This window comes from Pseudonocardia sp. MH-G8 (assembly GCF_002262885.1).
Lineage (GTDB): Bacteria > Actinomycetota > Actinomycetes > Mycobacteriales > Pseudonocardiaceae > Pseudonocardia.
Genome location: NZ_NKYF01000010.1, coordinates 127,367 through 149,469 on the forward strand (window position 1 = coordinate 127,367; position 22,103 = coordinate 149,469).

The window sequence follows — 22,103 nt, forward strand, 5'->3', positions numbered from 1 at the left end:
GGTTCCTGCCTGGCGGCCTGCGCGCTCGCCGTGTCCAGAAGGTGGCACGCCGTGGGGCGAGACGGTGGGTGGGCACCGACGCGTGACCATCCACGCTGACCGGGCACCTCACGGGTGGTGGCTCCTCGAGGAGGGTGGTTGAACCGCGCTGAGACGGGCGCTGTAGAGTCTTCGACAGCACGGGCGATTAGCTCAGGGGGAGAGCGCTTCGTTCACACCGAAGAGGTCACTGGTTCGATCCCAGTATCGCCCACAGCTACGAGACCCCCTCTGACCAGCACGGACAGAGGGGGTCTCGCATTTCCTGGGCAGGCTGAGGCGGGCCCAGATCGGGCTCCGGTGCCCGAAACGGTGCCCGAAGAGGGCTTAGGCGGTCACGACTCTTCCTCGGTGGCGGGCGGCAGGAACAGGCCGCCGATGTCCTCGGCGGCCTGCTGGTCGAGGTCGGGGATGTCGGCTGAGTAGGTGTCGAGGGTGAACGCGACGGTGGCGTGACCCAGCCGGGTGCTCACGATCTTCGGGTGCACGCCGGAGCGGAGCGCGATCGTGGCGTAGGTGTGGCGCACGTCGTGCAGCCGGATCTGTGGGAGTTGGGCCACCTCGACCAGGCGGTTGAACCGCTCCGTGATCGTGTCGGGGTAGATCGGTCGACCATCCTCCCACGAGAAGACCAGCCTGTTGTCCTGGTAGGCATCGCCGAACGCCTCCCTCTCGTCTCGCAGGCGCTTGAGGTGCTCCCTCAACACCTGGGTGGTGAACCTGTCGAGCGCCAGTAGCCGGCGACTACCGGGGCTCTTCCCGCTGCCCTTGCTCGCCTTCCCCCCGGCCACCACACGGGTCGTGGTCATCTGGACCGTGTGGGTGTCCAGGTTGAGCGCTGGCAGTTGCAGGCCACACAACTCCGAGCGGCGCATCCCAGTCGATGCGACGAGCACCCACAGGCCGTAGAGACGATCGGCGCGAGCGGCCTCGAGGAATCGCGTCAGCTGCTGCGGGCTCCAGGTGTTGTGCGTCCGCCTCGCGACCGAGGGCGGCTTCACGCCCTCGGTCGGGTTGAGGTTGAGGTACTTCCACCTGACGGCGGTCGCCATGGCCGAGCTCAGCATGATGTGCACCGTCTTGACCGTCTTCGGCGACAAACCGGCCGTTGGCTCCGTGGGGATCCGGCCGGCCTCATAACGCTGCACTGCCTTGCGGGCGCCCGCGTACGTGACGCCCACCTTGTCCGCGATCTCCCGCGGCCTGATCTGCCGCTGTGCTGCGCGGGCGTCCCGCCACACGCGGTACATGTCCCAGTTGGTGTCGCGCTTTCGCCGCCCCTGGGCCAGTAGGTGGCTGTAGAGGGCCGCCACCACCGACGGCACGATCTCCTGAATCGGACGCTTGCCGATCCACGGCAGGACGTAGGAGCGGGCCAGCGTCTCGTAGTTGGCTGCGGTCGTCGCCTCCGTGGTCGATCGCACGTAGGGGAACCACGCTTCGAAGAAGTCCGACACCTTCGCCCTCGACGGTTTGACGTAGGTCTCGGTCACGACGGCGGCCCGGGCCTCATGCATGGCGTCCCATGCAGCGTCCTCGGATTCGAACCCACTCTTGCGGATCTTCTGGCGCTCGCCGGTCAGCGGGTGCGGTGGTCCGTCGAAGGCGAATGCCCACTTGTTGCCGCGCGGGAAAACACTGCCCTGTCCGCGGCGTGCGGATCGCTTTCGTCTGCTCATGCGGCACCGGTATCCGGCATGTCGGGCGATTCCAGCAGTTCGCTGAGGCGGGCGCGGACTACGTACACGCGGCGCCCGAACCGCTTGGTGGGCAGCAAGCCGGCCTCGGCGTACCTGTACGCAGAAGCCCGACTCAGCCCAAGGAACTTCGCCGCTTCTGGCACCGACATCAGGGCTGGCAGCGGGTTGGGGCGATCGTCGGTCACTGATGCTCTGCGGACGCCGGGTCTGCGCGGAGCGTGGGTCGAGGTCGCTTGCGTGCTCATGGTGTCCCTTCAAGGGCGTTGCTGGAGCCGGAGGGGGTTGTGCACAGACGGTGACGAGGGCGGCTTGCTGCGGTGGATGGAGGCGGGGGTGGTCGGGCGGTCCCGGCGGCGTGGGGCGACGGGGTGGGTATCAAACCCGCAAACCCGCAGAATCTGGGTCTGGCCTGGGGATTGTTGGTTGCGGTTTGAGATTCGGCAGGTGGTGGCCAAACCCGCAAACCGCGCGGTTTGCGGGTTTGCTGGTTTCGCCCCTGAGTCAAACCGCAAGATCGTCTGGTCATGTCTGTGCAGGTCACCCCCCGGTTCCAGCGGTTTGCGGGTTTGCGAGGTTTCTTTCGGCGGTCCGGGAGGATCCGGTGTCGGCGGGTCGGTGCTCCACCCAGTAGGAGCGGCCGTGGTTGTGCGGGTTGGTGACGCTGCGTAGAACGATGTCGCCGCGCCAGCGCCCGACCTGCCCGGTCAACCGACGGCCCAGGCTCTTGACCGACAGGAGGTGGCCGCTGCCGGTGGTGGGGAAGGTGCCGTCCCACGGGTCGCTGCCGAACCCGTTCTCGGCGGCGCGGCGCAGCTCGTTCGCGGTCAGGTAGCGGTCGCCGTGCAGTTGATGCCAGCGCGTCAGGAACGCGCGCCATTCGGCAGCGTCGTCGTCGAGGTCACGGTTCTCGACGGCGTTGCCCAGGAAGCCGCGGATGCTGTGGTGTTCGAGCAGGCCGCCCAGGTGTTGGGCCCAGCGGGTGAACTGCCGCATCGCCGGCACGCTCGACGAGGTGGGGGCGCCGGCGGCAGTCCAGTCGAGCACGAGCACGAGCAGGTGCCACAGCACCCTCGCCTGGTTGCCTGGATCGAGGATCCAGGTGTCGAGGTTGGGAATGGAGAACCCGGTGCGGGCTTCGGGGTGTGGCATGTCCGGATCCAGGCGCACCCACACGGTGCGCGAGGCCATGTCCCCGCCCACGCGCAGGTTGTTGCCGGTGGCCAGCCACACCCGGTCGTTGGGGTAGCTGCTGGCGGTGTTGGAGCCGAGCCGCCGGTCGGTCCAGGTTCGCTCGGTCACCAGCCGGGCGAGCACAGCGGAGTCGATGACCGAGCCCTCGGGGAGGTTGTCGAACACGATCACCCCGGCCTGATCCGCCAGAACGCTGGTGATGGCCTTGCGAAGTTCCTCGTCGCTGTCGGTCCAGGTCATCACCCGTTGCCCGCACAGCATCCCGAGACACGCGGTCAGGATCGTCTTGCCGCTCGCGGGCATGGTCGCGTCGACGATCCCGAACGGCGACAGGCAGCGGGTGAACGGGCGCAGGATCGGCGTGGCCAGCAGGGCCAGGTAGTTCGCGCGGTCCGCCGGTGTACGCCACGGGAAGTCCCGCAGAAACTTCTCCAGCAGGAACTGGCGGGCCGCCGCGACCTGTTCGGGGGTGGGGCGGTCCGGGACCGTGGGCAGACGGACCGTTGAGGCCAGGAACAGGCCGGTGGCCTCGTCGTAGCCGGGGCGTTGGAGCAGGGTGCCGTCCGGGCGCAGCACCGGCGCTCCGATCATCCCGCGTAGCGGGGGTAGCCCGGGCCACGAGCGGGGTGCGAGGACCTCGGCGAGCACGGTCTGCGAGGGGCTGGTCTCGACGTTGACCATGTTCCCGTCGCGGCCCTGCTCGCGGCGGACCACGTAGGCGTGCTGGGCCAGTAGATGTCCCAGCAGCGGTGGGCGCAGCGAGGTGATCGCCAACGGCAGTGGGGCGGTCTCGTCGCCGGCCAGCGGGCGCGGGGCCCCGGACACGGCCTCGATCACTACTGGGGCGCCGTCGGTGACGTAGGTGTTGGGGATGATCCGCCCGTCCAGGGCGGCGGTCAGCAGCCGCACCGTGGCCGGCCCGGTGCTGACCCGTACTCGCTGCCGCCCACCATCGCCCGGCTCATCGGCCGTAGGGCCGGGCCTGTCGGCCTGGTCCGGTGCTGCGGGATCGTCGGCTGTGAGGTGGTGTTCGGGTCCGGTCATGGGGGACTCGTCCTCCTGGGCAGCGTCGTGATCCGACGTCATGACGCACGCGGGGTAGCCCCGGCCCGCGCGGCATCGGTGGCGGGTCGGGCGGCGGCGGGACGGGCGCGGATGGTGCGGGGGCGCTCGGCACCGGTGCGTAGGCCGTTGCGGACGGTGCGCAACACCTCTTGCTCGGTGCACCCACACGGCCCGGTGATCATGTGGTGTGCGGCGTGGTGCAGAGCTGAGGCGGCTGTAGCCGAGGGGAGCAGCCCGGCCCCGACCAGCTGTCCGAGCGCTACCGCGGCCACGAACAACGTGCTCGTGTGGGTGTTCGACGGGGCTGCTGCCACTCGCTTCTGCTCTCCCTCGATGGCGGCGGTCACGTAGCGGGGAAGCCGTAGAGAGCCGATCTCAGGGGCCGCTGAGGTGGCTGCTGGCGGCCTGGGACGTAGCCGCTCGACCAACCAGCCCGGCAATTCAGCCGGGCTCCGATCGTCGGTGAGCCGATATGTCCCGTCCGGGGTGTTCGAACCGGGAGCGACGACGTAGCCGCCGTGGGCGCGGGTGTCGACCTTCCACCCGAGCCCGCGGCCGGTCTCGCCCTCGGTGTTGCGCAGCTCCACGCCGGCCGGGGCGCGGAAGTAGAGGTGGGTGCCGCCGCGTGCGGTCGACACTGTGCGGGTGTCGGCGGGGACGGGGTGCCCTGCGTCGGCACAGACCAGGGCGAACACGTCGTGCCCATCCCGCGCCCCCCTGCGGCTCCAGCCCGTAGGGGGTACGTCCTCGGGTGCCTTCGGGGTGTCCAGGTCGACCACCACCAGCCCGGCCGGCCCGCACGGCAACCCGACGTTGTAGGGCGCGCGGGTCCAGGCAGCGCGGATCAAGCCCGGGTCGGTGGTGGCGCGCTGTTCCCACCCCAGATGCCCGCCCGCGCAGACTCCGGTGCCGGGACAACGAGAGACCGGGTGCAGGGCGGGACGCTTGGTGCCGGGCACCAGCGGGAACACCGACCAGCCGAACTCGGCCACGGCGAGCGCGACCCGTAGCAGCGATTCGGCGCTCACCGCTGCTCACCACCCGCGGGGCAGGTGTTGAGCAGCGCGACCAGCCCGGCGTGCTCGTCAGCGTCGATGGCCAGGCGGTAGGTGTGCTTGGTGGCGACGTAGGCGGCGGCGTAGCCGCACCAGGCGTCCCGGTGGGGTGGGCGCCAGCGGGCGGGGTCGTCGTCGCTCTTGCTGCCGTTGATGTGGGCGGATACCGCGAGCAGGTTCGCCGGGTCGTTGAAGAACCGCACCCGCTGCTCGCGGGTCCACCCGCGGGCGCCGGAGCGAGTGGCCTCCGCGGGCGCGACGCGGTGGTCGATCTCGATCCCGTCCGCGGTGGGAACGCTCTGCCCGTCGTAGACGCTGCGCCAACGCCCGCCGGTGACTGCGCAGTCCTCGCCGGTGGTCACGTCGTGGCCGTCGCGGATCAGGACCCGTTCCCGGGTGCTGCAGCCCTCCCGGGTGCGCCAACCGCCCCACTGGTCGCGGTCGTAGTGGGCGCCGGTGTCCTCCACACGGACCGGCAGCGCGGCGAGCAGTTCCCACGCGTGGGTCGGATCCGCTGGCGGTCCACCCTGCTCCGCTTCGCCCGAGCCCGTCGGGTGGCCGTGGGTCAGGTCAGCCCCTGTGGCAGCGCTGGGAAGGGTGATCACCGGTGTGGAGCCGAGCGCTGTGACTGGTCCCAGCCCGGTGGTGCAGGCGGTGCCGGTGAGCACGAGCGCGGCCGTGAGCGCGGCGGTGGCTGCGGCGCGGGCGTGTCGGGTCGGGTTCGTGCCCATCACCGGTCACCTGCCCGCTTCACCCGAGCGGCGATCGTCTTCTCGCCGCGCATCATCGCGGCTACGGCGCGGTGGTGTCCGTCGGCGAGGTAGTAGCGGCCCTGGTGCTCGACGACGTAGACGTCTGCGCCGACGCCTTTGCGGGCGTACTGGTCGGCCCGGCGCTGGCTCAGGTAGCCGCCGAGGTTGGTGGACACCAGCTTGTCCACGGGCACCTTCTTGCGCGGGGCGCGGCGCCAGCTCGCCGACGTCCAGCCCGGGCCCTGCCCGAGGTCGGGCATGCCGTTGGTCCTCTCGTTGAACCAGCTCACAGGGCACTCCCGGACAGCCGTCGGGAGGTGGCGAGTCGGGCGGTGAGCGCGTCGAGTCGGCGCTCGTGACGGGCGAGGATCGACGCCGCGCGCGACCACGAGGAGTCGACGTCCAGCGGGCTGCGCCACGCGCGGGCCAGGCGCCGGTGTTCGTCGATGTCGTAGGCCGAGTTGTGCCGGGCTGTCCGTCGGGCGGAGCCGTTGCCAGCGCCGAGGTGGCAGGTGAGGACCCAGTGTTGGGCAGCGGCCCCGGCGAGGAACCCGATCAGGAACGCCTCGGCGTTGGCCGCGGTCATCGGGCACCGGCCGCGGCGGCACTCGCCGTCAGAGATCCCACCGAAGATGCCGACCGTGAAGGCCATGTGGCGGATCGGGATGCCGCCGTGGTGCCAGACGATGCCGTGACCGACCTCGTGCGCGGCGACCTCCAGCCGGCGAGGGTCGACACCGGATTCGAGGGCTGCGGCGATCGCGGCGGGCATCACCGCTCACCACCAGCGCGACGACGCCGTTGCTGGCGGCCGTGCTGCTGGCCGTGTTGGTGGTGGAAGCCGCCGGGGCCGGGGGTGTCGATCGAGGTGGTGCGGCGGGTGAGGTTGTGGGTGATCGGGCCGATCTTGATCGCGAACGACCAGCGGCCGGCCTGGGTGATGGTGGCCCGCAGCGGGCCGAACCGGTAGGTCTTTCGGGCGCGGAAGCGCATCAGCATCTCCTGGGCGTGTGCTCGGCGTAGGTGCTCGGTGGTGTCGGTGTGCTGGTCATCGGGTGGAGAAGTCGTCGCAGCCGCACACGAGCGGGCCCTCGAAGTCGTGGGCGTGGAACCGCTCGACGCGGCCGGCGTGCGTGCAGTTGCGCCACGAGTCGCCGCCGTAGCGGCCTGACCGCGCCCGGCACTCGACGTGCACTCCGGAGTGGTGCAGGGCGGCCAGGCGTTCCTGGGCGCGCTGGTCGCCCTCCTTGCGTCGGATGCGGCACTGCTCGGCGTAGGGCAGGCCTTGGAGGTGGTGGGGAAGTTCGACGTAGTTGCTCATCGGGTCACCTGGGTGTCGTGGCAGTCGATGCAGGCGCCCAGGGAGGTGGGCACGCAGTAGCCGACGTCGCGGCGACAGCGCGGGCAGTGCCGTCTCGCGGCCAGGGCGCGGGCGAGCGCCCGGAGTTGGGCCGGGGTGGCGACGCGTTTCGCCGCCAGATCAGCGGGGTCGTAGAGCAGGCCGTAGTTGCGGGGGAGTTCCTCTCGCCGTGCAGGGCGGGCCGCTTCGTGCCCGGCCGGAGCGGGGAACACCGGCCAACCTCGCCTGGCGATCCCCAGCGCGATATCCAGGAGTTCGACCGTGCCACTCATGCCGCGACCGCCGTGGTCATCGTCAGGGCAGCGCGGGCGCGTTCGCCGAGCCAGCGGGCGATGCCGACGGGCACGGCGTTGCCGATCTGCCGCTTCACGTCCTCGCTGTTGCCACGGAACGTGTAGGTGTCGGGGAAGCCCTGAGCTCGGGCGCACTCGCGGTTGGACAGCAGCCGGTGATGCTGCACACCGTCGATCACCTGCGCGACGGCGTGGTGGTTGCCGCCGGCGGTGACGGTGGCGATCGGATGCGCGTCGGCGCGGCGGGCCTTCGCGTGGCGTCGGTAAGTGACCAGGTGCGGCACACCCTCGTCAGTGATGCTGTCGATCTGGTCTGCGACATACAGCCGCCGCGTGACCGGCCGGCCCGGGTGCGGGTCGAGGATGGCCGAGGCCATCACCGGCGCCATGGCGGGCGGGGCGAGGTCCAGTTCGATCCCGTCGCGGGTGGCGACGATGAACAGCCTCAGGCGGTACTGGGCGTGACCGAAGTCAGCGGCGTCGAGCACCAGCACCTGCATGCGGTAGCCGAGCGCGCGCAGGCCGTCGAGCCACCAGGGGTAGAGCACCCAGTCCAAGAACTCGACCACGTTCTCGATGAAGATCACCGGGTAGGCATGCACCTCGGCGGCGGCGATCACGGCGTACGCGGTGGCCCGGTCGATCGCCCCCGCATCCTGCCTCTTGAGTTCCTGCTCCACGGACTGCTTCTGACGGCCACCGGCGCGCGCCTGCCACCGGCACGACGGCGAAGCCCACAGCACGTCGGTCGACGGGTAGGCGCGCCAGTCGACCTCGCTCAGGTTCGCGATCCGGTGCTCGGTGTCAGGGTGGTTGTCCTGGTGGGTCGCGACCGCCAGCGGCCAGTGGTTCGCCGCCACGGACACGTCCAGCCCGGCTTGGGTCAGCCCCTCGGTCGCGCCGCCGCCACCCGAGAACAGGTCGGTTACGTCGCTCATGCCGCACCCCGCACGGGCTCGTTGGGCCGAACGGATGAGGTCGGGTAGTGGCACTCGATGCATTCGCCGAGGGAGGTCGGGATGCAGTAGCCGACGTCGCGCCGGCATGCGGAGCACCACCGCCGCGCGGCGAGCGCCCGCCCAAGCGCGACCAGTTGCGCCGCCGTCGCGACCCGTTTGGGGGCGAGGTCGGCGGGGTCGTAGAGCAGCCCGCGGCGGCGCCCGCCCCGGCACACGATCTGCGCGACCGGCTGCGCCCCGCCCGGCGCGAGGCCGTGCTCACGCATCTGGCGGCGGGTCAGCAGCCCGGGCGGGGCGGCGCGCCACCGCCACGTCGGCAGGCCGTCCTGCATCCACGCGGTGGGCTGCCACCCCCACCGTTGGGTCATCACCCCGCACCGCGGGCTCATGCCCGGCATCCCTTGCGCATGGGGCAGTCGCTGCACTCGTTCCCGGTCGCGGGCAGCAGGCAGTAGCCGGGAGTCAGGACCCAGCCCCAGCCTCGGCAGACTCGGCAGCCCTCCCCGCGGCACGAACCGCAGGTCTGGGTGTCGGATCCGTCCGGCTTGGTCATGAGCGCGTTCTTCGCCGCCCACCAGCCCGCATGGCTGTGCTTCTTCCTGGCGGTCACGCTGCACCGCCTTGCCCGGCGCGGAGGTGGTGAGCGCGAGCGATCGCGCCGGCCAGCAGGCCGCGCTGTTCGTCCTCGTCGCAGATCGCCGCGGCGCGGGCGGCGGCGTTCAGGGCGTCGAGCCACGCGCCGCGGTGGGTGTCCTGGTAGTCGGCCCGGTCGGTGCTGGACCAGTCCAGGTGCGCCACCAGCGCGGCGGCGTACTCGGCCGATGACGGGTCGACCGGCTCCACCGTCGGGAGGGTCGGGAGCCTGAGCCCGGTCGGGGTGTGCACGACGGTGAACCCGCCGGTGAACCGGTCCTCGGCCATCTCCGCGACGATCACCAGCAGCGGGTGCGCCGTGGCCTGAGCCTGGCACTGGACCGGAACGGGGACCGGGTCCGTGTGGGTGTTGCTCTGCACGGTCACGGTGATCACGCCGTCCTCGCCTTCCGGCCGCCGCGGCGGGCCTGCTCGCGTTCGTGCTCGGTGAGCCCTCCGGCGACGCCGTTCGGGATCCGGGCGAACGCCTCGGCGAGGCAGTCCGCGGTGACGGGGCAGCGGCGGCAGACCTTCTTGGCCGGCGCGGCCTGCCGGTCATGCGCCGGGGTTCCGGGCGCGGCGGTGGGGAAGAACAGGTCGGGGTCGTTGTCACGGCAGGCCGCGCGCTGCCGCCAGCGCGAGCCGGCGGGTTGGTTGGTGGGGTGGGTGGTGCGGTGGCGGGTGCTCATCTGGTTGCTCTCCATCGCTGTCCGGCAGTACCGGAACGGTCACTATGAGTAGTCGAATGTGGGCGTGCGGAGGGAAGGGAGGGAGCCGCGAGGTGGCGGCTCGATCCCGTGATTTCCAGGGTTTGCGCTGGTCAGGACCGGGTGGGTCCCTGGCCTCCCTCAGGAGGGTTGGTGCTGGTCAGGTGAGGGAGGCGGGGCGAGGGAGGCGGTGAGGGAGAACTCCCTCGCTCGGCGTGACCTCCCTCGCCGCCTCCCTCCACCACCCCGCCCGTGCCGGTGACTGTCAGTGGTCGGCTTCGATGTCGTCGTCGTCCAGCTCGGCGCCGCCGCCGAGCACGTCCTCGGCGTCCCCGCCGGCGCTGTCGTCGGTGTGGTCGGTGGTGTCGCGGTCGGCGATGGCTTCGGCGACGCGGGCGGCGGACACCTGCATGTGGCCGCCGGTCTTGTAGGGCTTGGCGGCGTCGGGGAGGGCGTCGGCGAGGTCGGCGAACGTCCACTTGCCGTAGACGCTCCGGTTGTGGGCGGCGAGCAGGGACAGGACTTCCTGGGTGCGCAGCCGCTTGTGCCCGACCAGCACCGCGGCGATGTCGGCGAGCGGGTCCAGCTCGTCGACCGGCTCCACAGCCGCAGCCGGTGCGGTGGTGATGCCGGCGCCCTGGCGGGCGGCCATCGCCCGCTCGACGACCGGGGTGATCTGGTCGATCTCGCGGTCCTTGCGGATGTAGAAGCTGCGCAGCAGCCCCGGCCGGGTCGCGAACCCCGACGCCATCGCGGTGCCGACGTCCTCCCCGGGGACCAGCGTGGTGGCGGTGATGCCCTGGCGGTGGGCGCCGGTGCCGAGGATGGCGTCGTTGCCCTGGTGGTCCCCGATCGCGTAACACGCGCGGTGCGAGGCGGTCTTGGCCAGGTCCCGCGGCAGGCTGTCCGCGGACGGGGCGGGGGTGACCCACATCAGGGTGATCGCACACTTGCGGGCCTTGGTCATCACCTTGATGGCGAGTTCCTTGGCTTCCTCGCCGAACTCCTTGTGCCGGAACAGCTCCTGGCACTCGTCGAACACCGCGACCCGCGGCCGCAACCGGGCGTCCCGCTGCGCGAGCTCGCGGGTCACCTTCGTTTCATCTCCGCCGAGTTCCTCCAACAGCTTCCCTCGCCGCGACACCTCCGAGCGCAGCTCGCGCAGCCCGTCCATGGCGGCGACGACGTGCTCGTCCTCATCGCCCTTGACCAGCGTGCGCAGCCGGGGCTTGAGCGGGTCGTAGTCGACGTTGTAGGCCATGCAGAACACGTCGATGTCCACCAGCGGGTCCAGGATCGCCCCGCAGAGCAGGCAGATCACCAGCGACGTCTTTCCCGATCCCATCGTTCCGGCGATCGCGTAGTTCGACGCCATCAACCGGCCGGTGATGGTCTCGCCGCGCTGGTCATGCCCACACGGCACACCCTTGAAGTAGTCCACCGTCCCCTTGGCCAGTAGCGGCCACGGGTCGATGGGGCGGGTGAGGATGCCCTGGTCGGCCACCCACAGGTCCAGCACGCCGGCGGCGTCGCGGGGCTCGGTGGGCCACACCTCGACGGCCTTGCGCACCAGGTTGTGCGCCAGGACCGGCTTCTTCCCGTTGATCATCTCGACGGTGACGCCGGGTGGGAGTTCGAGCTGGGTGCGCCAGCCCTTCCCGTCCCGGCACGTCGGCTGCACCCACCGGGGCTGCCACCCCTCCTTCACCTTCCGGTCCAACGGCGGCAGGCCGAGGTTGCGCAGCGCGTTTAGGATCGCGCCCTCGTCGGGCACCACGTCCCGACCGGTCGGCGCGGTGGCGGGGGCGACCCACGCCGGGGGCTGCACCTGGGCGCGGCCGACGGCCCACAGGTAGGCGATCCCGGCGACCGTGAGCCCGGTGAGTAGGAGGGCGCCGTAGGCGGTGAGGAACCACACCAGGAACGCGACCGCATTCACGACGGCGGTGATGGGGCCGATCACCTGGGCGATGTCGCGGTTCGCGACCGCCAGCACCACCCCGAGGGCGAGCAGCAGCCCGACCGCGGCTGCGGCCCCGACCCCGAGGGCCTTGACCAGCTCCAACGGGCTGGTGATCCAGTCCATGACCCGCTGGTGGCGGCGCTGCTTCTCTGCGACGTCGCGGGACTCCCATTCCAGGAGGGCTTCGTGGTCGCCGGCGGTTTCGGCGGCGCGCATCATCCGCTCATACCGGTGGGCACCGTGGGTGTCCTGCCACCGCCGCGCGACCACCACGGCGCCGGCGAGGGGGAACCACACCTGGCGGGCGGTGCCCTTCGCGACCGTGCGGGTGCGAGGGTGGCGGACCGCGGTCGTGACGACGTGCACCGTCTGGCGGCGCGCCATGGCGCCGGCGCGGCGCAGCGCCACCGCGCTCCCCGGCCGGGCAGCTGCGGTGTCGTCCTCGTCGACGATCTCGGCGTCGAGCACGAGCGGCGTCACCTGTCCGCCCAGTCCGTCGGCGGGCGGCGGTGGGGTTTCGCGCGGGGTGGGCTTGCGGAAGTCGACGACGTTGTCCGGGCGAGGCTCAGGATCGTGGCTGGCCCCGGTGGTTGTGGTGGTCGTCATCGGGTCACCTCCCGGGCGGTGCGGTGTATGGCCTGCATGTACTTGCGGTCCAGCTCCTGCACGTCCTGGCTGAGCTGGTCGAACGGGACCAGGGACGGGTGGTTGGGACGGGTGGTGTTGCGCCACACGGCCCATGCGTCGTGCACGTCCTGCAAGGTCGTGCGGCTGCCGCGGGTGAGCGCGAGTAGGGCGTAGAGCTGGGCGAGTTCGGGGGCCAGGCCGGGGCAGGCCCGGTTGAGCACCTTCAGCGCGTGCTGGATGTAGGTCATCGGGTTCCTCCGGTGGCGCCCGTAGCGCCGGTGGTTGGGCGGTCGTGGGCGGTGGCGGCGAGGGCGTCGCGGACGGCTTGTGCGGTGTCGGAGCTGCCGCCGAACTGCTTGCGGATGGCGTGCGCGGACGGCCGGGCCGGAAGGTCCCCGGCGGCGATCGCCGTGCGGGCCCGGGCGAGTAGGGCGATCGCCCGCGGTGACAGCCCCGGCGTGGTCTCCCAGGCCTGTTCCTGCTGTACGGCGGCCACCTGCTCGGTGCCGTCGGCCGTCCCGGACGTGTCGGGCTGGTTATCGACCGGGGCCGGGTCGGTCGTCCCGTTCGGTGATGCCGGGACCGTTGCCGTGGCCGGCTTCCCGGTGATCTCCGTGGGTGGGAGGGCGAGGATGATGCCGCCGACCGTGATGAACCCGTCGGCCTTCGCGCGGGTGCGGTCGGCCTTCCACTGACGGCGGGCGATGACCCGTCCGACCCGGCGGTCGCGGCGGGAGGCGTCCGGGCCGACGCCGTACCGGTCCAGGTGCGCCGCCGCCCACGCCTCATCCGGGCGGGCGTCGGTGCGGGCGGCGATCGAGCACGCCCGCAGCGACAGCAACGGGTGCCACACCCACCGGGCTGCCCGCCCCCGCAACGCGGTGAGGGCGTGCTCGCCGTGAGCGCGGGTGGCGCGGTCCAGGGACTGGCGCACGTGGTGCAGCAGCACCCCGAGCACCGACAGCACCGCCAACGCCAGCCCAGCCACCGCCCCATGAGGGCCGGTGACGCCGTGGGCGAAGTTGATCCCGGCTGCGACACCGGCCAACAGCCACATCCACGCTGGCAGCGACCCGACCGGGCGCCCGTCACGGGTGCGGCGATGCGCCTCGAACGCGCACACCCACGCCCCCGTTTCCACCGCGAGGGGGAACAGCCACGCCATGCCGACCGGGATCCCGAGCTGCTCGGCCGCGAATGCGGTCTGCGCAGTCCAGGTCAGCAGCAGCGGGGCCACGATCACCGCCGCCCACAACGCGGCCATCCCCCAGCCCGGCGCGCCCGCCCGCATGCTCTGCCACCGGGCCATGCCACGGGCACGGCGCGCGGCCATCCGGTCGCGTCGGGCCTGCGCCCGGGCGGCCTTCGCGGCGGCCTTGCGGACCTGTGCCCGCTCGGTGGCCTGCTCCTCGAGCTCAGCGGCGCGGGCGGATGCCTCGATCCGCGCGGTCTCGCGTGCGGTCTCGGCGGCGGCCAGGCGTTCGGCGGCGGCGGCGCGGTGCTCGTCGGCCACCGCGGCCGCGACGCGCCGCTCGGCGCGTACGTCGTAGAAGCTCGTGCTCATCGCCGTCCTGCCTTCTGCGGGAGTTCGAGGTGGTAGCCGCCGCAGCGGCGGCAGGATGCGGCCACGGAGCCGAGGCGGTCGGCGGCCTGGCGGGCGTCGTCGAGGTCGTCGAAGTAGCCGCGCGACGGGCAGCGCGGGTGCTGGCGTCGGGGGCGGTGCCGGCCGGCGCGGTGGCTCATCGCCCACCCCGCTCGGCGGCACGCAGCGCGGCCATCTCGTCGGCGTCGATGCCCAGGTGCTCGCAGTGCGCGACCGCTGCGTACACGGCCTGCGGCACGCTGAGCCGGGGCGGGACGTGGTGGCGGATGCAGGCCGGGCACACCGTCAGGCACAGGGTGCCCACCGGGGTGTCGGCGATCGCCGGGGTGAGCCGGGTGCGGCTTCCGCAGCCGGCGCAGCGGTCAGCGATGGGGCAGTTGGTGGTGTCGTCCAGGGTGGTGGTGCCTACCATTCGGGGTCTCCTGATACCGGCCCCTGATCGCTGTTGGTGCAGCGTGCGGGGGTGTGGTGGATGGGGGTAGGAACCCCTGGCCCGGCGGTTCGACTTGCCGGAAGAGACGCCGGGCCAGGGGCGGGGTTAGCGGCGCAGGGTGCGGGTCTCGTGGCCGTCGCCGTAGATCGGCCCGAACTCGCCGGAGTCCACGTCGCGGCCGTGCATGAACAGGTGCAGGCCGCCGGCGCGCTGCTCACGTTCGATCTTGGTGATTTCCAGCCAGCCACCGGCGTGGCCCTTCACGACGTCACCGACACGGACGTCCTTTAGCTGCTTGGTGTAGGTCTTCACTGCTGGTTCCTCCTGGTGATGGGTCTTGCCTTGTACGCCATCGATCCTGCTATCGCGAGCGCCTAATCGCGCGAAACCGCGAGTCGCTTGCGGGCCCTGTTAGAGAGGGGGCCCTGTTCTTTCGTCTACCGTCCATTCCAGGGGATGCCCTTCCCGGAAGGCCAGTCGTGTGCACAGTCGAGGCATATGAAGCGGCGGCCCTCCCAGTGCGCCTCCCCGTAGCGGGATTCCTGCGTCCAGCCTCGGGTCCTCGCACACTTCGGGCAGAACTCGGGCCAGGGCTCGTCGTCAGACCTGCGAGCCATCATCGATCGAGTCGCCGCTCTGCTTCGTCGATCTGTTGTTCGAGCCGCGTCTGTTCCTTCCAGAGCGGCTGCAACTTGTTCACCATTTCCTCGTACTCCAAGGACGCGTCGCGGTAATAGCCGGCGCGTTCGAGGCGCTTCACCTCACGCCTGCCTGGTGTGTCGATCTGGCGAATGCGGTTCTGCACGGCACTCAACTCGCTGTGCAGCTCACGGAGGCGCTTCCTCTGGAGATAGGACGCTGACAACTCAGGTTCCTTCCTTGTTGATGTACATCTCGCGCGCTCGATGCGGGGGCGCCCGCCCCTGCGCTGCGCGGGGGGCGGGTTACCGACGCCTCCGGTTACGCACCCGGCACGCCGTGCTGCGACACACCGCCGGGACCGGGCTGCCGTTCGGCGGCAGCACGATCGGGCGGCCACACGCCGTGCAGCGACTGCGCACCCGCACCTCAGCTCTCCTCGGCCAGCACGTCGCGGCGGTGGCAACGTGGGCGGCTGCACACCCCGCCCAGCGTCGAGCGGACCGGCCGTCCGCAGTGGCGGCAGCTCAGCCGCCCACCGGCCCGGTCGGTGCCGATGCCGCCCCCGGTTCCCGCCCGCGCGGCGGTCGTGGCCGCCTTCCGGGCTGCGGTCTTCCATCCCATTTCGGTTCTCCCCTGGTGCGGGTGCCGGTGATCGAGCACCTCGCCCAGCCGGCCGAGATGCACCCGGCCGACTCGACGTGGCGCTCGATCACCGGCACCGCTTCCGACCCACCCACGCCGCGACCGCGACGGTGGCCAGGACGCCGGCCGGGATCTGGACCTGGTGGTGCGCGGCCTGGTCCATCAACATTCGGCCGTTCACTCCGGACGAGGCCAACCCGTGGAACCGCTCCTGACGGCCCAACACCTCGCCCCACTGGTCGATGAACCGGCCCCGGCCGCGACCGAGCCGGGAGAACCGCTCCAACAGCCGGCCGTCGTCGATGACCGCGTGCAGCACGCCCTCCACTACCGCACCGGCCACCTGCGCCAGCAGCGGCACACGCACCCCGGCGGCCCGGTAGAACAGGGCCTTCGTCGCGGCCTGGGTGGCGGCGTAGGTGCCGGCGTGCAACGCCAACTCCCGACGGCCGCGGGGGGTGTGCTGCTGCTTGTGCGCGGCCATACAGTCGTCCTGCACCAGGTAGTCCCCGCCGTGATGCCCGAACAGACTGCCCAAGGCTGACAACGTCACGATCGAGCTGCGCATCACGCACCTGCCCGCGGTGCTGGCACGACGTGGGCGGGCAGCATCGACTCGTGCAGGTCTCGGCACGGCCGGATCAGCAGGTTGTGCATCAGGCCGCGTCCTTCCCGACCTTGGTCGTCAGGACACCGGAGCGCAGATCGATGACCCGCGGCGCCCGGATGCCCAGCCACTCCGCGATCCGCGTGTCGCTCCACCCCCGCCGCAGCAGAATGGCGACGGCCCTGGCCTCCTCGACCGGCGTCAGTCGCTGCCGGTGCCCGGCCACCGCCCGCTCCACCGCGACCTCGTCCACGTATGCCGGGTCCGGCTCGATCTCTCGCGGCAATCCGAACAGCACCACCGCGCGCTCGTCGTCGCGGATCGCCCGCTCCCAGCACTCCGCACACGCCACAACGGCGCCCGCCGAACGCTGCTGATGCAGTCCCTGACACCGACGCCGCGCCACATCCGCCAACGGATGTGACGGCGACCCGACTGCTCCCCGGCGAGCGGGTCGCGCTGAACCCCCGTGTGAGGCCCGCGCTGCTGGATCGACCTTGCTGCCCATCTCATCCTCTCCAAGATCCGAATCTTGTACTAGAGCGTTCTGATACGACCTAGTACAGCCGACTGTAGGGTCGTCCCTTCGCATCTGTCGATGCTCCAATCAGGTGGTCTAGAACGGCCTAGTACGGCCGATACCCTTCGGGCATGCAGCTCTCACCCAGCGCGGGGCACCCGTACAGAGCCATCGCCGACCAGCTCATCGGAGAGATCCGTGCGGGCAGGCTGAAGCCGGACGAGCAGTTGCAGTCCGTGCGAGAGCTCGCGAAGCGGTTCGGTGTCACGGTCGCAACTGCTCAGCGCGCGGTGGCGCAGCTTGTGACTGATGGCTACGTCACGAGCGTCCCGGGCCTGGGAAGCTTCGTTCGCGAGCTGCCGGCCGCCGAACCGGATGATCAAGGACTCGCGGATCAAGTTCGCGAGCTTCGTAGTGAGATCGTCGCTCTCCGAGAACGGATCGACGGCGCCGAGCAGGAGCAGGCCGCGGCTCTGCGGGCGGGCCTCGACGCGGTTCACGAGAGGCTGGCTCAGGTCGAGGAAGCACAGCGTGGCGCGTCCTGACAGCTTCACGAAGCCCTCGACAAGGCCGAACCGAACCTGCCGAGAGCGTCGACGACGTCGCCCGCCCCGTCCGCGAGGCGCTGCACCAAGTGAGCTGCTCCGATCGGGTCGCGGAGCACAAGCGCCACCCCAACGCACACTGCCAGCAACGCTAGAAAGCGTCGGCCGGCCCCGCTGCTGCTACTCGCCATCGGCATCATCGCTGGCTTGCGCGCCATCTCGTCCTCCTGTGCCGTGAACCCGCGCTGTTGATGGCATTGACGATCCCGGCGGCGGCGGGGAATTCTGAGGTCGGAGGGGTGGCAACACCCGGCATCTGCCCGGCAGAACAGCGGCAGGGCGTGGGCGCGGAGGGGGGCGACGTGACCTCGTCAGAGGCCACATCCGAGGAGCCGTGGGGGGTTCAGCTCCGTCGGTGGCGCGACGAGACGATGCGTTGGTCCCAGCAGGAGCTGGTCGACAACATCATCAAGCGTGCCTTCGAGTCGAACGAAGATCGCGGCACGCGACTCGACACCCGCCTCGTCGGTCGCTGGGAGGGCGGCACGGTTGCGCGCCCTCAGGCCGTCTACCGGCGGCTTCTCGGCCAGCTCGGCGCCCCGCTCCCACTGACGAGCCCTCGGCCCGCCATCCAAACGGCACCCCGTTTGCCCGCGGATTGCCCTCCCAGCGCACCCGCACTCGCCATAGCGTCGTCATCGACCGGAAGCGTCGGGACGACCACGGAAGACGGTGAGGGCTGGATGCTTCGTCGAGATTTTCTCCGAGCCGGATCGGCGATGGCTGTCGGTGGCCTGCTCGCCGCAGGACTGGGCGTCGGCGCGAGCGGGCGGGCATCGGTGGACGTCGTCGACGAACTCCGGAGACGGCTCGTTGGCCTGCGCGCGCTCGACGTCCACATGGGCGGCGCCGACACCTACGGCCTGTACGCCGCTGAGGCGCAGGTCTCCTCCCAGATGCTGCGCACCGCCAGTCCTGGCGAGTCCGTTCGTCGCGAGCTGCTGGCCCTGCATGCTGAGCAATCACAGCAAGCTGGCTGGGCGGCCTTCGACGCCGGATGGCACGACCTCGCACGTGCGCACTACGTCGAAAGCCACAGCGCCGCCGACGAGGCCGGCGAGCCGGGTCTCGCGGGCAATGCACTCGCTCTGCACGCCTATCAGCTCATTGCACTCGATCGACCTGCCCGCGTCCTCTCAGAAAAGTCGGTCCTCGCTGCCCAGCAAGACGGCGTAGAGGCCGGCGTGCGGGTCCTGCTCCACTCGCGCGCCGCGTGGACCTTTGCGCTTGACGGGGACGTCGAGGCCACCGCCTCCAGCCTCGGTCTCGCCGAGGAGGCGCTGGCCGAGCGATCCAACATGACACCCGACTACGCGGCCTGGGTCGACGAGACTGAGCTTGCCATCATGAGCGGCCGATGCTGGAGCGAGCTGCGTCGACCGTTGCGCGCGGTCCCGGTGCTGGAATCTGCGCTTGGGCGCTACAGCAACATCCACGCCCGCGACAAGGCGCTCTACTCGTCCTGGTTGGCCGACTCCTACATCGATGCTGGTGAGATCGAGCAGGCCGCCGCCGTCACGCGATCGAGCCTCGAGATCATGGGCGATGTGGCCTCGGTACGGCCCAGGCAGCGACTCGCCGCGGTTGCGAACCGCCTCACGCCACACCGCGACCTAAGCGTGGTGCGGGACCTGCTCAGTAGTGACGCGCTCAACCCACGCGACGTACGCAGCTGACGCCTGCGCAAGCCGCACTGCCGTCACCTCAGGGTTGTTCCACTCGTGATGAGTGATGAGGTGCGCCTCGAGGTCCGGGTAGCGAGCATCAGTCGTCTTGAGGGAGACCGACCATTCCTCGCCCTCCCCGAACTCGCCGTTGTGCCAGAAGAACGAGGCGACCGGTCCCGAGACCTGACCTCCAGCTGCGAGCCCGGCTTTGATGGCGGACTCTGCGAGTCGTACCGCGGCTTCGCGGGTCGGGGCAGCTGTCGTCACGTCGAGTACCTGGGTCATGCCGTCGAGCCTACGAGGGTCGTGCTCGCCGGAGTGGGCATTGGTGTGTCGAAACTGCGGAGCCTGTCGGCCAGTCGCCCTCGCTCGGCGAGGACGGCGGCGGCACCGTCAGTCGGTGCGCCGGTTCCCGGTCGCCCGGTCCACCGCGCTGACGACAGCCATTACGCAGGCCGCCACTTCGCTCGGCGCCTGCCGGTAGCCGCGGCCAACGGCATCGACGAGCGCGGCGAGGCTGGTGCTGACGTCACCGCGCCGGACGTCGACGTGCCGGTCGTGGGCGGCGACTTGGCGGAGGATCGCGGCGGTCTCGGCGATGGCCCTAGCGTCGGCGACCGCGGTGGCGCTGTGACGCTCGTCGGCGTAGTACGGCGTGGTCATGGCGGGCTGTCCCCTCGGGTGGTCGTGCGGCCGGGCCCTTCCCCGGCCCGGCCGCGGGTAGGACTCTACTCCCACATCGAACACCTGTTCGAGACTACGTGGCAGTCTTCACCCGAGCGGTGTCCGGTTTGGCGAGTACGCCGAGGCTGCCGGCTTCACATCGAGCACAGCAGCGGGTCGTCTCAGCGCCTGACGGTGGCACGCAGCGGGGAGGGCACTCGACTCTGTGGGGTGCCGACACTGTGGTGCGGTGAGAACTTTCCATACGTCTTCAAGCCGTCCCCTGCCGGGGGCGGGCCCGGACTGCGCCGGACGGCATGCGCGGCCGCTACCTTGCCGCTCCGCTCACGGGCGGCCGCGCGCCTATGGGCCGCCGGCCATGCGCCGGCAAGGGAAAGCTGGGCGACGTCGAGTAGTGGGCCATCCCCGCTGGCCGCAGATCGTCTTACATGATCGCGAGGTGTCAACCCCGCTGCGCGCCCCGATCCCGCTAGTGACACGCTGACAGCACCTGCGCCGGTCCGTACGTGGCGGGGTAGCGGGATCGGGGGTTCCGGGTTGACACCTCGTGATCATGTGAAGGGGCGGCCAGGATCGCGGGGATGGGCAGGGATGCGTGCCTAATCCGAATTCTTCGGAGTCGCGTGGCAGGGACGATGCTCAATCTTCGCTAGTGCAACGTTGAAACCTCGGCCCTTGATGAGGTCGGCGTTGTTGTAAAGTGACGCCTTCGCAAAGAATGAAAGCAATTCATGCAGTGAGCCTGTGCGACTAGTTGCGACGGCAAACACGAATGTCCAATCGCGGGCCTCGCCGAAGGCGTTTTCGCCACCTGCTGCTTGTAGATCCTCTAGGACCCGTTCTTGGTACGCTGGGTCGCGCATCATGCTTGCTGACAGCGCGCCTTGAGCGAAAAGGTGTGCCATCGACTTCCCGCTGTCAAGGCGCTTGACGCAGATGAGCTCCTTTGCGGAAGTCAGCAAGTCGCAGATCTCCACTTGCTGCCCGCTTCCGATTTCCCCGCGGTAGAACTGGTAGTCGAGTAGCTTGAAATTCCGATCGTCACTTACGAACTTGTTGTAGCGATCCTCAGGGTAGCGGCCATCCTTGATATTTGCCTTGAGCCATTCATCATCCCAAGCTGGCAGCTGAAGCGTGTCTGTGATGTCATCAATGGTAGTCATGAACCGGTTCACCAGTTCCGCGTACGCCTGGTCGATCCTGAACCAGGTGCCAGCGGTCAAGGCGAATTCGGTGGGGCGCTCATCAACGACCAGTTTTACGTTGGCCACGATATAGCGCCCAAGCGTATAGCGCTCCTCGCCCGAGGCGTCACCGCCGCGCGGCATTACAATGACTCGGTCGCGCGGATTTTCCGTTACTTTCAGCTCGTCTAGTGCCCAATAAACGGTCTCTGCGGTCAACTCTCCAACGGAAACCTCAGTTCGACCGTACTTGAGTGAGTACTCATCCGGATGAATGGTATTGATCGTGTCTGGACTGGCGAATCCAATCGTCAGATCGCGTTGGCGTAGGAGATCGTCGACGGCAGAGTCGAGCTCTGGAATGAGATGGTGCTTGCGCGGCAATTGGCGGAAGTAATCAAGAAACGGAAAGTCCTTCTTGTAGTCCTCAGATTCGTAGGCGGCAAGGATGTCACCTAACTTGGCAGGTAGGTCCCGCAGGCTGAAGTCGTCGAGTCCGAGGTGCAAGGAGTCTGCTCCTGCGGCGCTGATAGCAAAGTTGCTGTCGAGGATTCGTCCACCGAAGCGACGAATCCACTCTTCATTGCTTGCTACTCGCAATCCATATATCTCGCCGGCGAGAGGCAGCATGCTTACCGCGTTGCGAGCGCCTTTCTCAAGGCCCCGTGTTTCGGCTAATGTGACACGGCGGGGATCGATCTTGTTGGCAGCAACTCGGAGACCAAAGCTGGGTTCGCATTCCGCTTGATCAATGGCATGAAAGCCCGTCCCAAAAGTGGCAGCCCACAGCCGGCCGTGCGCTGCGATCAGTAGCACGCCACCTGCTGACTGCCGAGTGATCCGAGGCAAGTCAGGCTGCTGCATGATCACTCGCAGTCGATCAAGCCACGGTACTGGTGCGACTGGAGCCTGCCTTACGTAGAGCTGCCAGGCGACCCCCTCTCCGGGGGGATCGATCAGCGGGACCTCCGAGTAGTCGCTGGGCCGTCGTAGTCGAGACTTCGTCAGAGTCAAACCATCACGGAACAGGTAGAGCGTCAGCGGCGAGCTGGCCATGATCCCCCGTTGCGACGTCGCTATGTGCCACGATGTAGCTCGCGCTTCGTGTCGCCGTCGTTACCCACCGGAGCTGTGCCTTCATGATCGTGTGCTGGGGCACGAGTGGGGCACGG

General features: G+C 69.9%; 29 protein-coding genes and 1 tRNA gene. 3 read left to right on the forward strand and 27 right to left on the reverse strand.

From position 1 onward, the window contains the following. Positions 1–181: 181 nt before the first annotated feature. Positions 182–253: transfer RNA gene (locus CFP66_RS23155), tRNA-Val, on the forward strand. Between the two features lie 121 nt (positions 254–374). Here the strand turns inward: CFP66_RS23155 and CFP66_RS23160 are convergent. The 24 genes from CFP66_RS23160 to CFP66_RS23270 form a co-directional block, all read right to left on the reverse strand. Then, on the reverse strand, positions 375–1,718 hold the full coding sequence (locus CFP66_RS23160; RefSeq protein WP_094927230.1) for a tyrosine-type recombinase/integrase: 1,344 nt from the start codon (positions 1,716–1,718) through the stop codon (positions 375–377). After that, positions 1,715–1,984 (reverse strand): helix-turn-helix domain-containing protein, encoded by a 270-nt coding sequence (locus CFP66_RS50370; RefSeq protein WP_094927231.1) that lies wholly within the window; start codon positions 1,982–1,984, stop codon positions 1,715–1,717. The genes CFP66_RS23160 and CFP66_RS50370 overlap by 4 nt, the downstream gene beginning before the upstream one ends. Before the next feature lie 292 nt (positions 1,985–2,276). Then, positions 2,277–3,974: a hypothetical protein gene (locus CFP66_RS23170; RefSeq protein ID WP_198961615.1), complete on the reverse strand. Its 1,698-nt coding sequence runs from the start codon at positions 3,972–3,974 to the stop codon at positions 2,277–2,279. Between the two features lie 38 nt (positions 3,975–4,012). Next, the gene (locus CFP66_RS23175; protein ID WP_094927232.1) at positions 4,013–5,023 is read right to left on the reverse strand and encodes a bifunctional DNA primase/polymerase; all 1,011 of its coding nucleotides are present in this window, start codon (positions 5,021–5,023) and stop codon (positions 4,013–4,015) included. Next, on the reverse strand, positions 5,020–5,781 hold the full coding sequence (locus tag CFP66_RS23180) for an HNH endonuclease family protein (protein ID WP_094927233.1): 762 nt from the start codon (positions 5,779–5,781) through the stop codon (positions 5,020–5,022). The genes CFP66_RS23175 and CFP66_RS23180 overlap by 4 nt, the downstream gene beginning before the upstream one ends. Next, positions 5,781–6,062 (reverse strand): ParB/RepB/Spo0J family partition protein, encoded by a 282-nt coding sequence (locus tag CFP66_RS23185; protein ID WP_143517344.1) that lies wholly within the window; start codon positions 6,060–6,062, stop codon positions 5,781–5,783. Before CFP66_RS23185 ends, CFP66_RS23180 begins: the two co-directional genes overlap by 1 nt. Before the next feature lie 26 nt (positions 6,063–6,088). Further along, positions 6,089–6,574, reverse strand: a complete 486-nt coding sequence (locus tag CFP66_RS23190) for a hypothetical protein (RefSeq protein ID WP_094927235.1) — start codon at positions 6,572–6,574, stop codon at positions 6,089–6,091. Then, a complete protein-coding gene (locus CFP66_RS23195; protein WP_143517345.1) occupies positions 6,574–6,795 on the reverse strand; it encodes a hypothetical protein in 222 nt (73 codons plus the stop codon). Before CFP66_RS23195 ends, CFP66_RS23190 begins: the two co-directional genes overlap by 1 nt. Before the next feature lie 55 nt (positions 6,796–6,850). Next, on the reverse strand, positions 6,851–7,123 hold the full coding sequence (locus CFP66_RS47315; RefSeq protein ID WP_143517346.1) for a hypothetical protein: 273 nt from the start codon (positions 7,121–7,123) through the stop codon (positions 6,851–6,853). Beyond that, on the reverse strand, positions 7,120–7,434 hold the full coding sequence (locus CFP66_RS48605) for a hypothetical protein (protein ID WP_198961616.1): 315 nt from the start codon (positions 7,432–7,434) through the stop codon (positions 7,120–7,122). The genes CFP66_RS47315 and CFP66_RS48605 overlap by 4 nt, the downstream gene beginning before the upstream one ends. Beyond that, the gene (locus CFP66_RS23205; protein ID WP_198961617.1) at positions 7,431–8,393 is read right to left on the reverse strand and encodes a DNA cytosine methyltransferase; all 963 of its coding nucleotides are present in this window, start codon (positions 8,391–8,393) and stop codon (positions 7,431–7,433) included. Before CFP66_RS23205 ends, CFP66_RS48605 begins: the two co-directional genes overlap by 4 nt. Beyond that, the gene (locus CFP66_RS23210; protein ID WP_094927364.1) at positions 8,390–8,782 is read right to left on the reverse strand and encodes an RRQRL motif-containing zinc-binding protein; all 393 of its coding nucleotides are present in this window, start codon (positions 8,780–8,782) and stop codon (positions 8,390–8,392) included. The genes CFP66_RS23205 and CFP66_RS23210 overlap by 4 nt, the downstream gene beginning before the upstream one ends. Positions 8,783–9,020: 238 nt before the next feature. After that, the gene (locus tag CFP66_RS23215) at positions 9,021–9,443 is read right to left on the reverse strand and encodes a hypothetical protein (RefSeq protein ID WP_094927239.1); all 423 of its coding nucleotides are present in this window, start codon (positions 9,441–9,443) and stop codon (positions 9,021–9,023) included. Then, positions 9,440–9,736 (reverse strand): WhiB family transcriptional regulator, encoded by a 297-nt coding sequence (locus CFP66_RS23220; RefSeq protein ID WP_094927365.1) that lies wholly within the window; start codon positions 9,734–9,736, stop codon positions 9,440–9,442. Before CFP66_RS23220 ends, CFP66_RS23215 begins: the two co-directional genes overlap by 4 nt. A gap of 283 nt (positions 9,737–10,019) precedes the next feature. Further along, entirely contained in the window at positions 10,020–12,323 is a 2,304-nt protein-coding gene (locus tag CFP66_RS49980) for an FtsK/SpoIIIE domain-containing protein (RefSeq protein WP_094927240.1), read from the reverse strand. Then, positions 12,320–12,592 (reverse strand): hypothetical protein, encoded by a 273-nt coding sequence (locus CFP66_RS23230; RefSeq protein WP_094927241.1) that lies wholly within the window; start codon positions 12,590–12,592, stop codon positions 12,320–12,322. Before CFP66_RS23230 ends, CFP66_RS49980 begins: the two co-directional genes overlap by 4 nt. After that, entirely contained in the window at positions 12,589–13,908 is a 1,320-nt protein-coding gene (locus CFP66_RS23235) for a DUF2637 domain-containing protein (protein WP_094927242.1), read from the reverse strand. Before CFP66_RS23235 ends, CFP66_RS23230 begins: the two co-directional genes overlap by 4 nt. Further along, positions 13,905–14,087 carry a hypothetical protein gene (locus CFP66_RS23240; protein ID WP_094927243.1) on the reverse strand — a complete coding sequence of 61 codons (183 nt, stop codon included), beginning with the start codon at positions 14,085–14,087 and terminating at the stop codon, positions 13,905–13,907. Before CFP66_RS23240 ends, CFP66_RS23235 begins: the two co-directional genes overlap by 4 nt. Then, positions 14,084–14,359, reverse strand: a complete 276-nt coding sequence (locus CFP66_RS23245) for a hypothetical protein (RefSeq protein WP_094927244.1) — start codon at positions 14,357–14,359, stop codon at positions 14,084–14,086. The genes CFP66_RS23240 and CFP66_RS23245 overlap by 4 nt, the downstream gene beginning before the upstream one ends. Before the next feature lie 126 nt (positions 14,360–14,485). Continuing rightward, positions 14,486–14,692, reverse strand: a complete 207-nt coding sequence (locus CFP66_RS23250) for a hypothetical protein (protein ID WP_094927245.1) — start codon at positions 14,690–14,692, stop codon at positions 14,486–14,488. Positions 14,693–14,996: 304 nt separating this feature from the next. Beyond that, positions 14,997–15,185: a hypothetical protein gene (locus CFP66_RS23255; protein ID WP_143517347.1), complete on the reverse strand. Its 189-nt coding sequence runs from the start codon at positions 15,183–15,185 to the stop codon at positions 14,997–14,999. Between the two features lie 263 nt (positions 15,186–15,448). After that, entirely contained in the window at positions 15,449–15,643 is a 195-nt protein-coding gene (locus tag CFP66_RS23260; RefSeq protein ID WP_143517348.1) for a hypothetical protein, read from the reverse strand. An 88-nt stretch (positions 15,644–15,731) separates the two neighbouring features. Next, complete coding sequence (locus tag CFP66_RS23265) at positions 15,732–16,202, reverse strand: hypothetical protein (RefSeq protein WP_233159641.1); 471 nt, start codon at positions 16,200–16,202, stop codon at positions 15,732–15,734. A 118-nt stretch (positions 16,203–16,320) separates the two neighbouring features. Beyond that, complete coding sequence (locus CFP66_RS23270; protein WP_094927249.1) at positions 16,321–16,623, reverse strand: hypothetical protein; 303 nt, start codon at positions 16,621–16,623, stop codon at positions 16,321–16,323. Between the two features lie 299 nt (positions 16,624–16,922). On the opposite strand from CFP66_RS23270, the gene CFP66_RS23275 reads away from it, so the two are divergent. Further along, entirely contained in the window at positions 16,923–17,336 is a 414-nt protein-coding gene (locus CFP66_RS23275; RefSeq protein WP_094927250.1) for a GntR family transcriptional regulator, read from the forward strand. Between the two features lie 299 nt (positions 17,337–17,635). Next, positions 17,636–19,072, forward strand: a complete 1,437-nt coding sequence (locus CFP66_RS47990; RefSeq protein ID WP_158228179.1) for an XRE family transcriptional regulator — start codon at positions 17,636–17,638, stop codon at positions 19,070–19,072. Here the strand turns inward: CFP66_RS47990 and cutA are convergent. The 3 genes from cutA to CFP66_RS23300 all read right to left on the reverse strand — a co-directional run bounded on the left by cutA (position 19,010) and on the right by CFP66_RS23300 (position 21,987). After that, on the reverse strand, positions 19,010–19,348 hold the full coding sequence (cutA, locus tag CFP66_RS23290) for a divalent-cation tolerance protein CutA (protein WP_094927252.1): 339 nt from the start codon (positions 19,346–19,348) through the stop codon (positions 19,010–19,012). The genes CFP66_RS47990 and cutA overlap by 63 nt on opposite strands. Before the next feature lie 108 nt (positions 19,349–19,456). After that, positions 19,457–19,726 carry a hypothetical protein gene (locus CFP66_RS23295; protein WP_094927253.1) on the reverse strand — a complete coding sequence of 90 codons (270 nt, stop codon included), beginning with the start codon at positions 19,724–19,726 and terminating at the stop codon, positions 19,457–19,459. A gap of 620 nt (positions 19,727–20,346) precedes the next feature. Then, complete coding sequence (locus tag CFP66_RS23300; RefSeq protein ID WP_094927254.1) at positions 20,347–21,987, reverse strand: DUF6119 family protein; 1,641 nt, start codon at positions 21,985–21,987, stop codon at positions 20,347–20,349. Positions 21,988–22,103: the final 116 nt, after the last annotated feature.

What these genes read in the sequence shown, in the direction of transcription:
- CFP66_RS23160 (WP_094927230.1), bottom strand. Translation starts at nt 1,718, where the DNA reads ATGAGCAGACGAAAGCGATCCGCACGCCGCGGACAGGGCAGTGTTTTC.
- CFP66_RS50370 (WP_094927231.1), bottom strand. Translation starts at nt 1,984, where the DNA reads ATGAGCACGCAAGCGACCTCGACCCACGCTCCGCGCAGACCCGGCGTC.
- CFP66_RS23170 (WP_198961615.1), bottom strand. Translation starts at nt 3,974, where the DNA reads ATGACCGGACCCGAACACCACCTCACAGCCGACGATCCCGCAGCACCG.
- CFP66_RS23180 (WP_094927233.1), bottom strand. Translation starts at nt 5,781, where the DNA reads ATGGGCACGAACCCGACCCGACACGCCCGCGCCGCAGCCACCGCCGCG.
- CFP66_RS23185 (WP_143517344.1), bottom strand. Translation starts at nt 6,062, where the DNA reads ATGCCCGACCTCGGGCAGGGCCCGGGCTGGACGTCGGCGAGCTGGCGC.
- CFP66_RS23190 (WP_094927235.1), bottom strand. Translation starts at nt 6,574, where the DNA reads ATGCCCGCCGCGATCGCCGCAGCCCTCGAATCCGGTGTCGACCCTCGC.
- CFP66_RS23195 (WP_143517345.1), bottom strand. Translation starts at nt 6,795, where the DNA reads ATGCGCTTCCGCGCCCGAAAGACCTACCGGTTCGGCCCGCTGCGGGCC.
- CFP66_RS47315 (WP_143517346.1), bottom strand. Translation starts at nt 7,123, where the DNA reads ATGAGCAACTACGTCGAACTTCCCCACCACCTCCAAGGCCTGCCCTAC.
- CFP66_RS48605 (WP_198961616.1), bottom strand. Translation starts at nt 7,434, where the DNA reads ATGAGTGGCACGGTCGAACTCCTGGATATCGCGCTGGGGATCGCCAGG.
- CFP66_RS23205 (WP_198961617.1), bottom strand. Translation starts at nt 8,393, where the DNA reads ATGAGCGACGTAACCGACCTGTTCTCGGGTGGCGGCGGCGCGACCGAG.
- CFP66_RS23210 (WP_094927364.1), bottom strand. Translation starts at nt 8,782, where the DNA reads ATGACCCAACGGTGGGGGTGGCAGCCCACCGCGTGGATGCAGGACGGC.
- CFP66_RS23220 (WP_094927365.1), bottom strand. Translation starts at nt 9,736, where the DNA reads ATGAGCACCCGCCACCGCACCACCCACCCCACCAACCAACCCGCCGGC.
- CFP66_RS49980 (WP_094927240.1), bottom strand. Translation starts at nt 12,323, where the DNA reads ATGACGACCACCACAACCACCGGGGCCAGCCACGATCCTGAGCCTCGC.
- CFP66_RS23230 (WP_094927241.1), bottom strand. Translation starts at nt 12,592, where the DNA reads ATGACCTACATCCAGCACGCGCTGAAGGTGCTCAACCGGGCCTGCCCC.
- CFP66_RS23235 (WP_094927242.1), bottom strand. Translation starts at nt 13,908, where the DNA reads ATGAGCACGAGCTTCTACGACGTACGCGCCGAGCGGCGCGTCGCGGCC.
- CFP66_RS23240 (WP_094927243.1), bottom strand. Translation starts at nt 14,087, where the DNA reads ATGAGCCACCGCGCCGGCCGGCACCGCCCCCGACGCCAGCACCCGCGC.
- CFP66_RS23245 (WP_094927244.1), bottom strand. Translation starts at nt 14,359, where the DNA reads ATGGTAGGCACCACCACCCTGGACGACACCACCAACTGCCCCATCGCT.
- CFP66_RS23260 (WP_143517348.1), bottom strand. Translation starts at nt 15,643, where the DNA reads ATGGGATGGAAGACCGCAGCCCGGAAGGCGGCCACGACCGCCGCGCGG.
- CFP66_RS23275 (WP_094927250.1), top strand. Translation starts at nt 16,923, where the DNA reads ATGCAGCTCTCACCCAGCGCGGGGCACCCGTACAGAGCCATCGCCGAC.
- cutA (WP_094927252.1), bottom strand. Translation starts at nt 19,348, where the DNA reads ATGACCCAGGTACTCGACGTGACGACAGCTGCCCCGACCCGCGAAGCC.
- CFP66_RS23295 (WP_094927253.1), bottom strand. Translation starts at nt 19,726, where the DNA reads ATGACCACGCCGTACTACGCCGACGAGCGTCACAGCGCCACCGCGGTC.
- CFP66_RS23300 (WP_094927254.1), bottom strand. Translation starts at nt 21,987, where the DNA reads ATGGCCAGCTCGCCGCTGACGCTCTACCTGTTCCGTGATGGTTTGACT.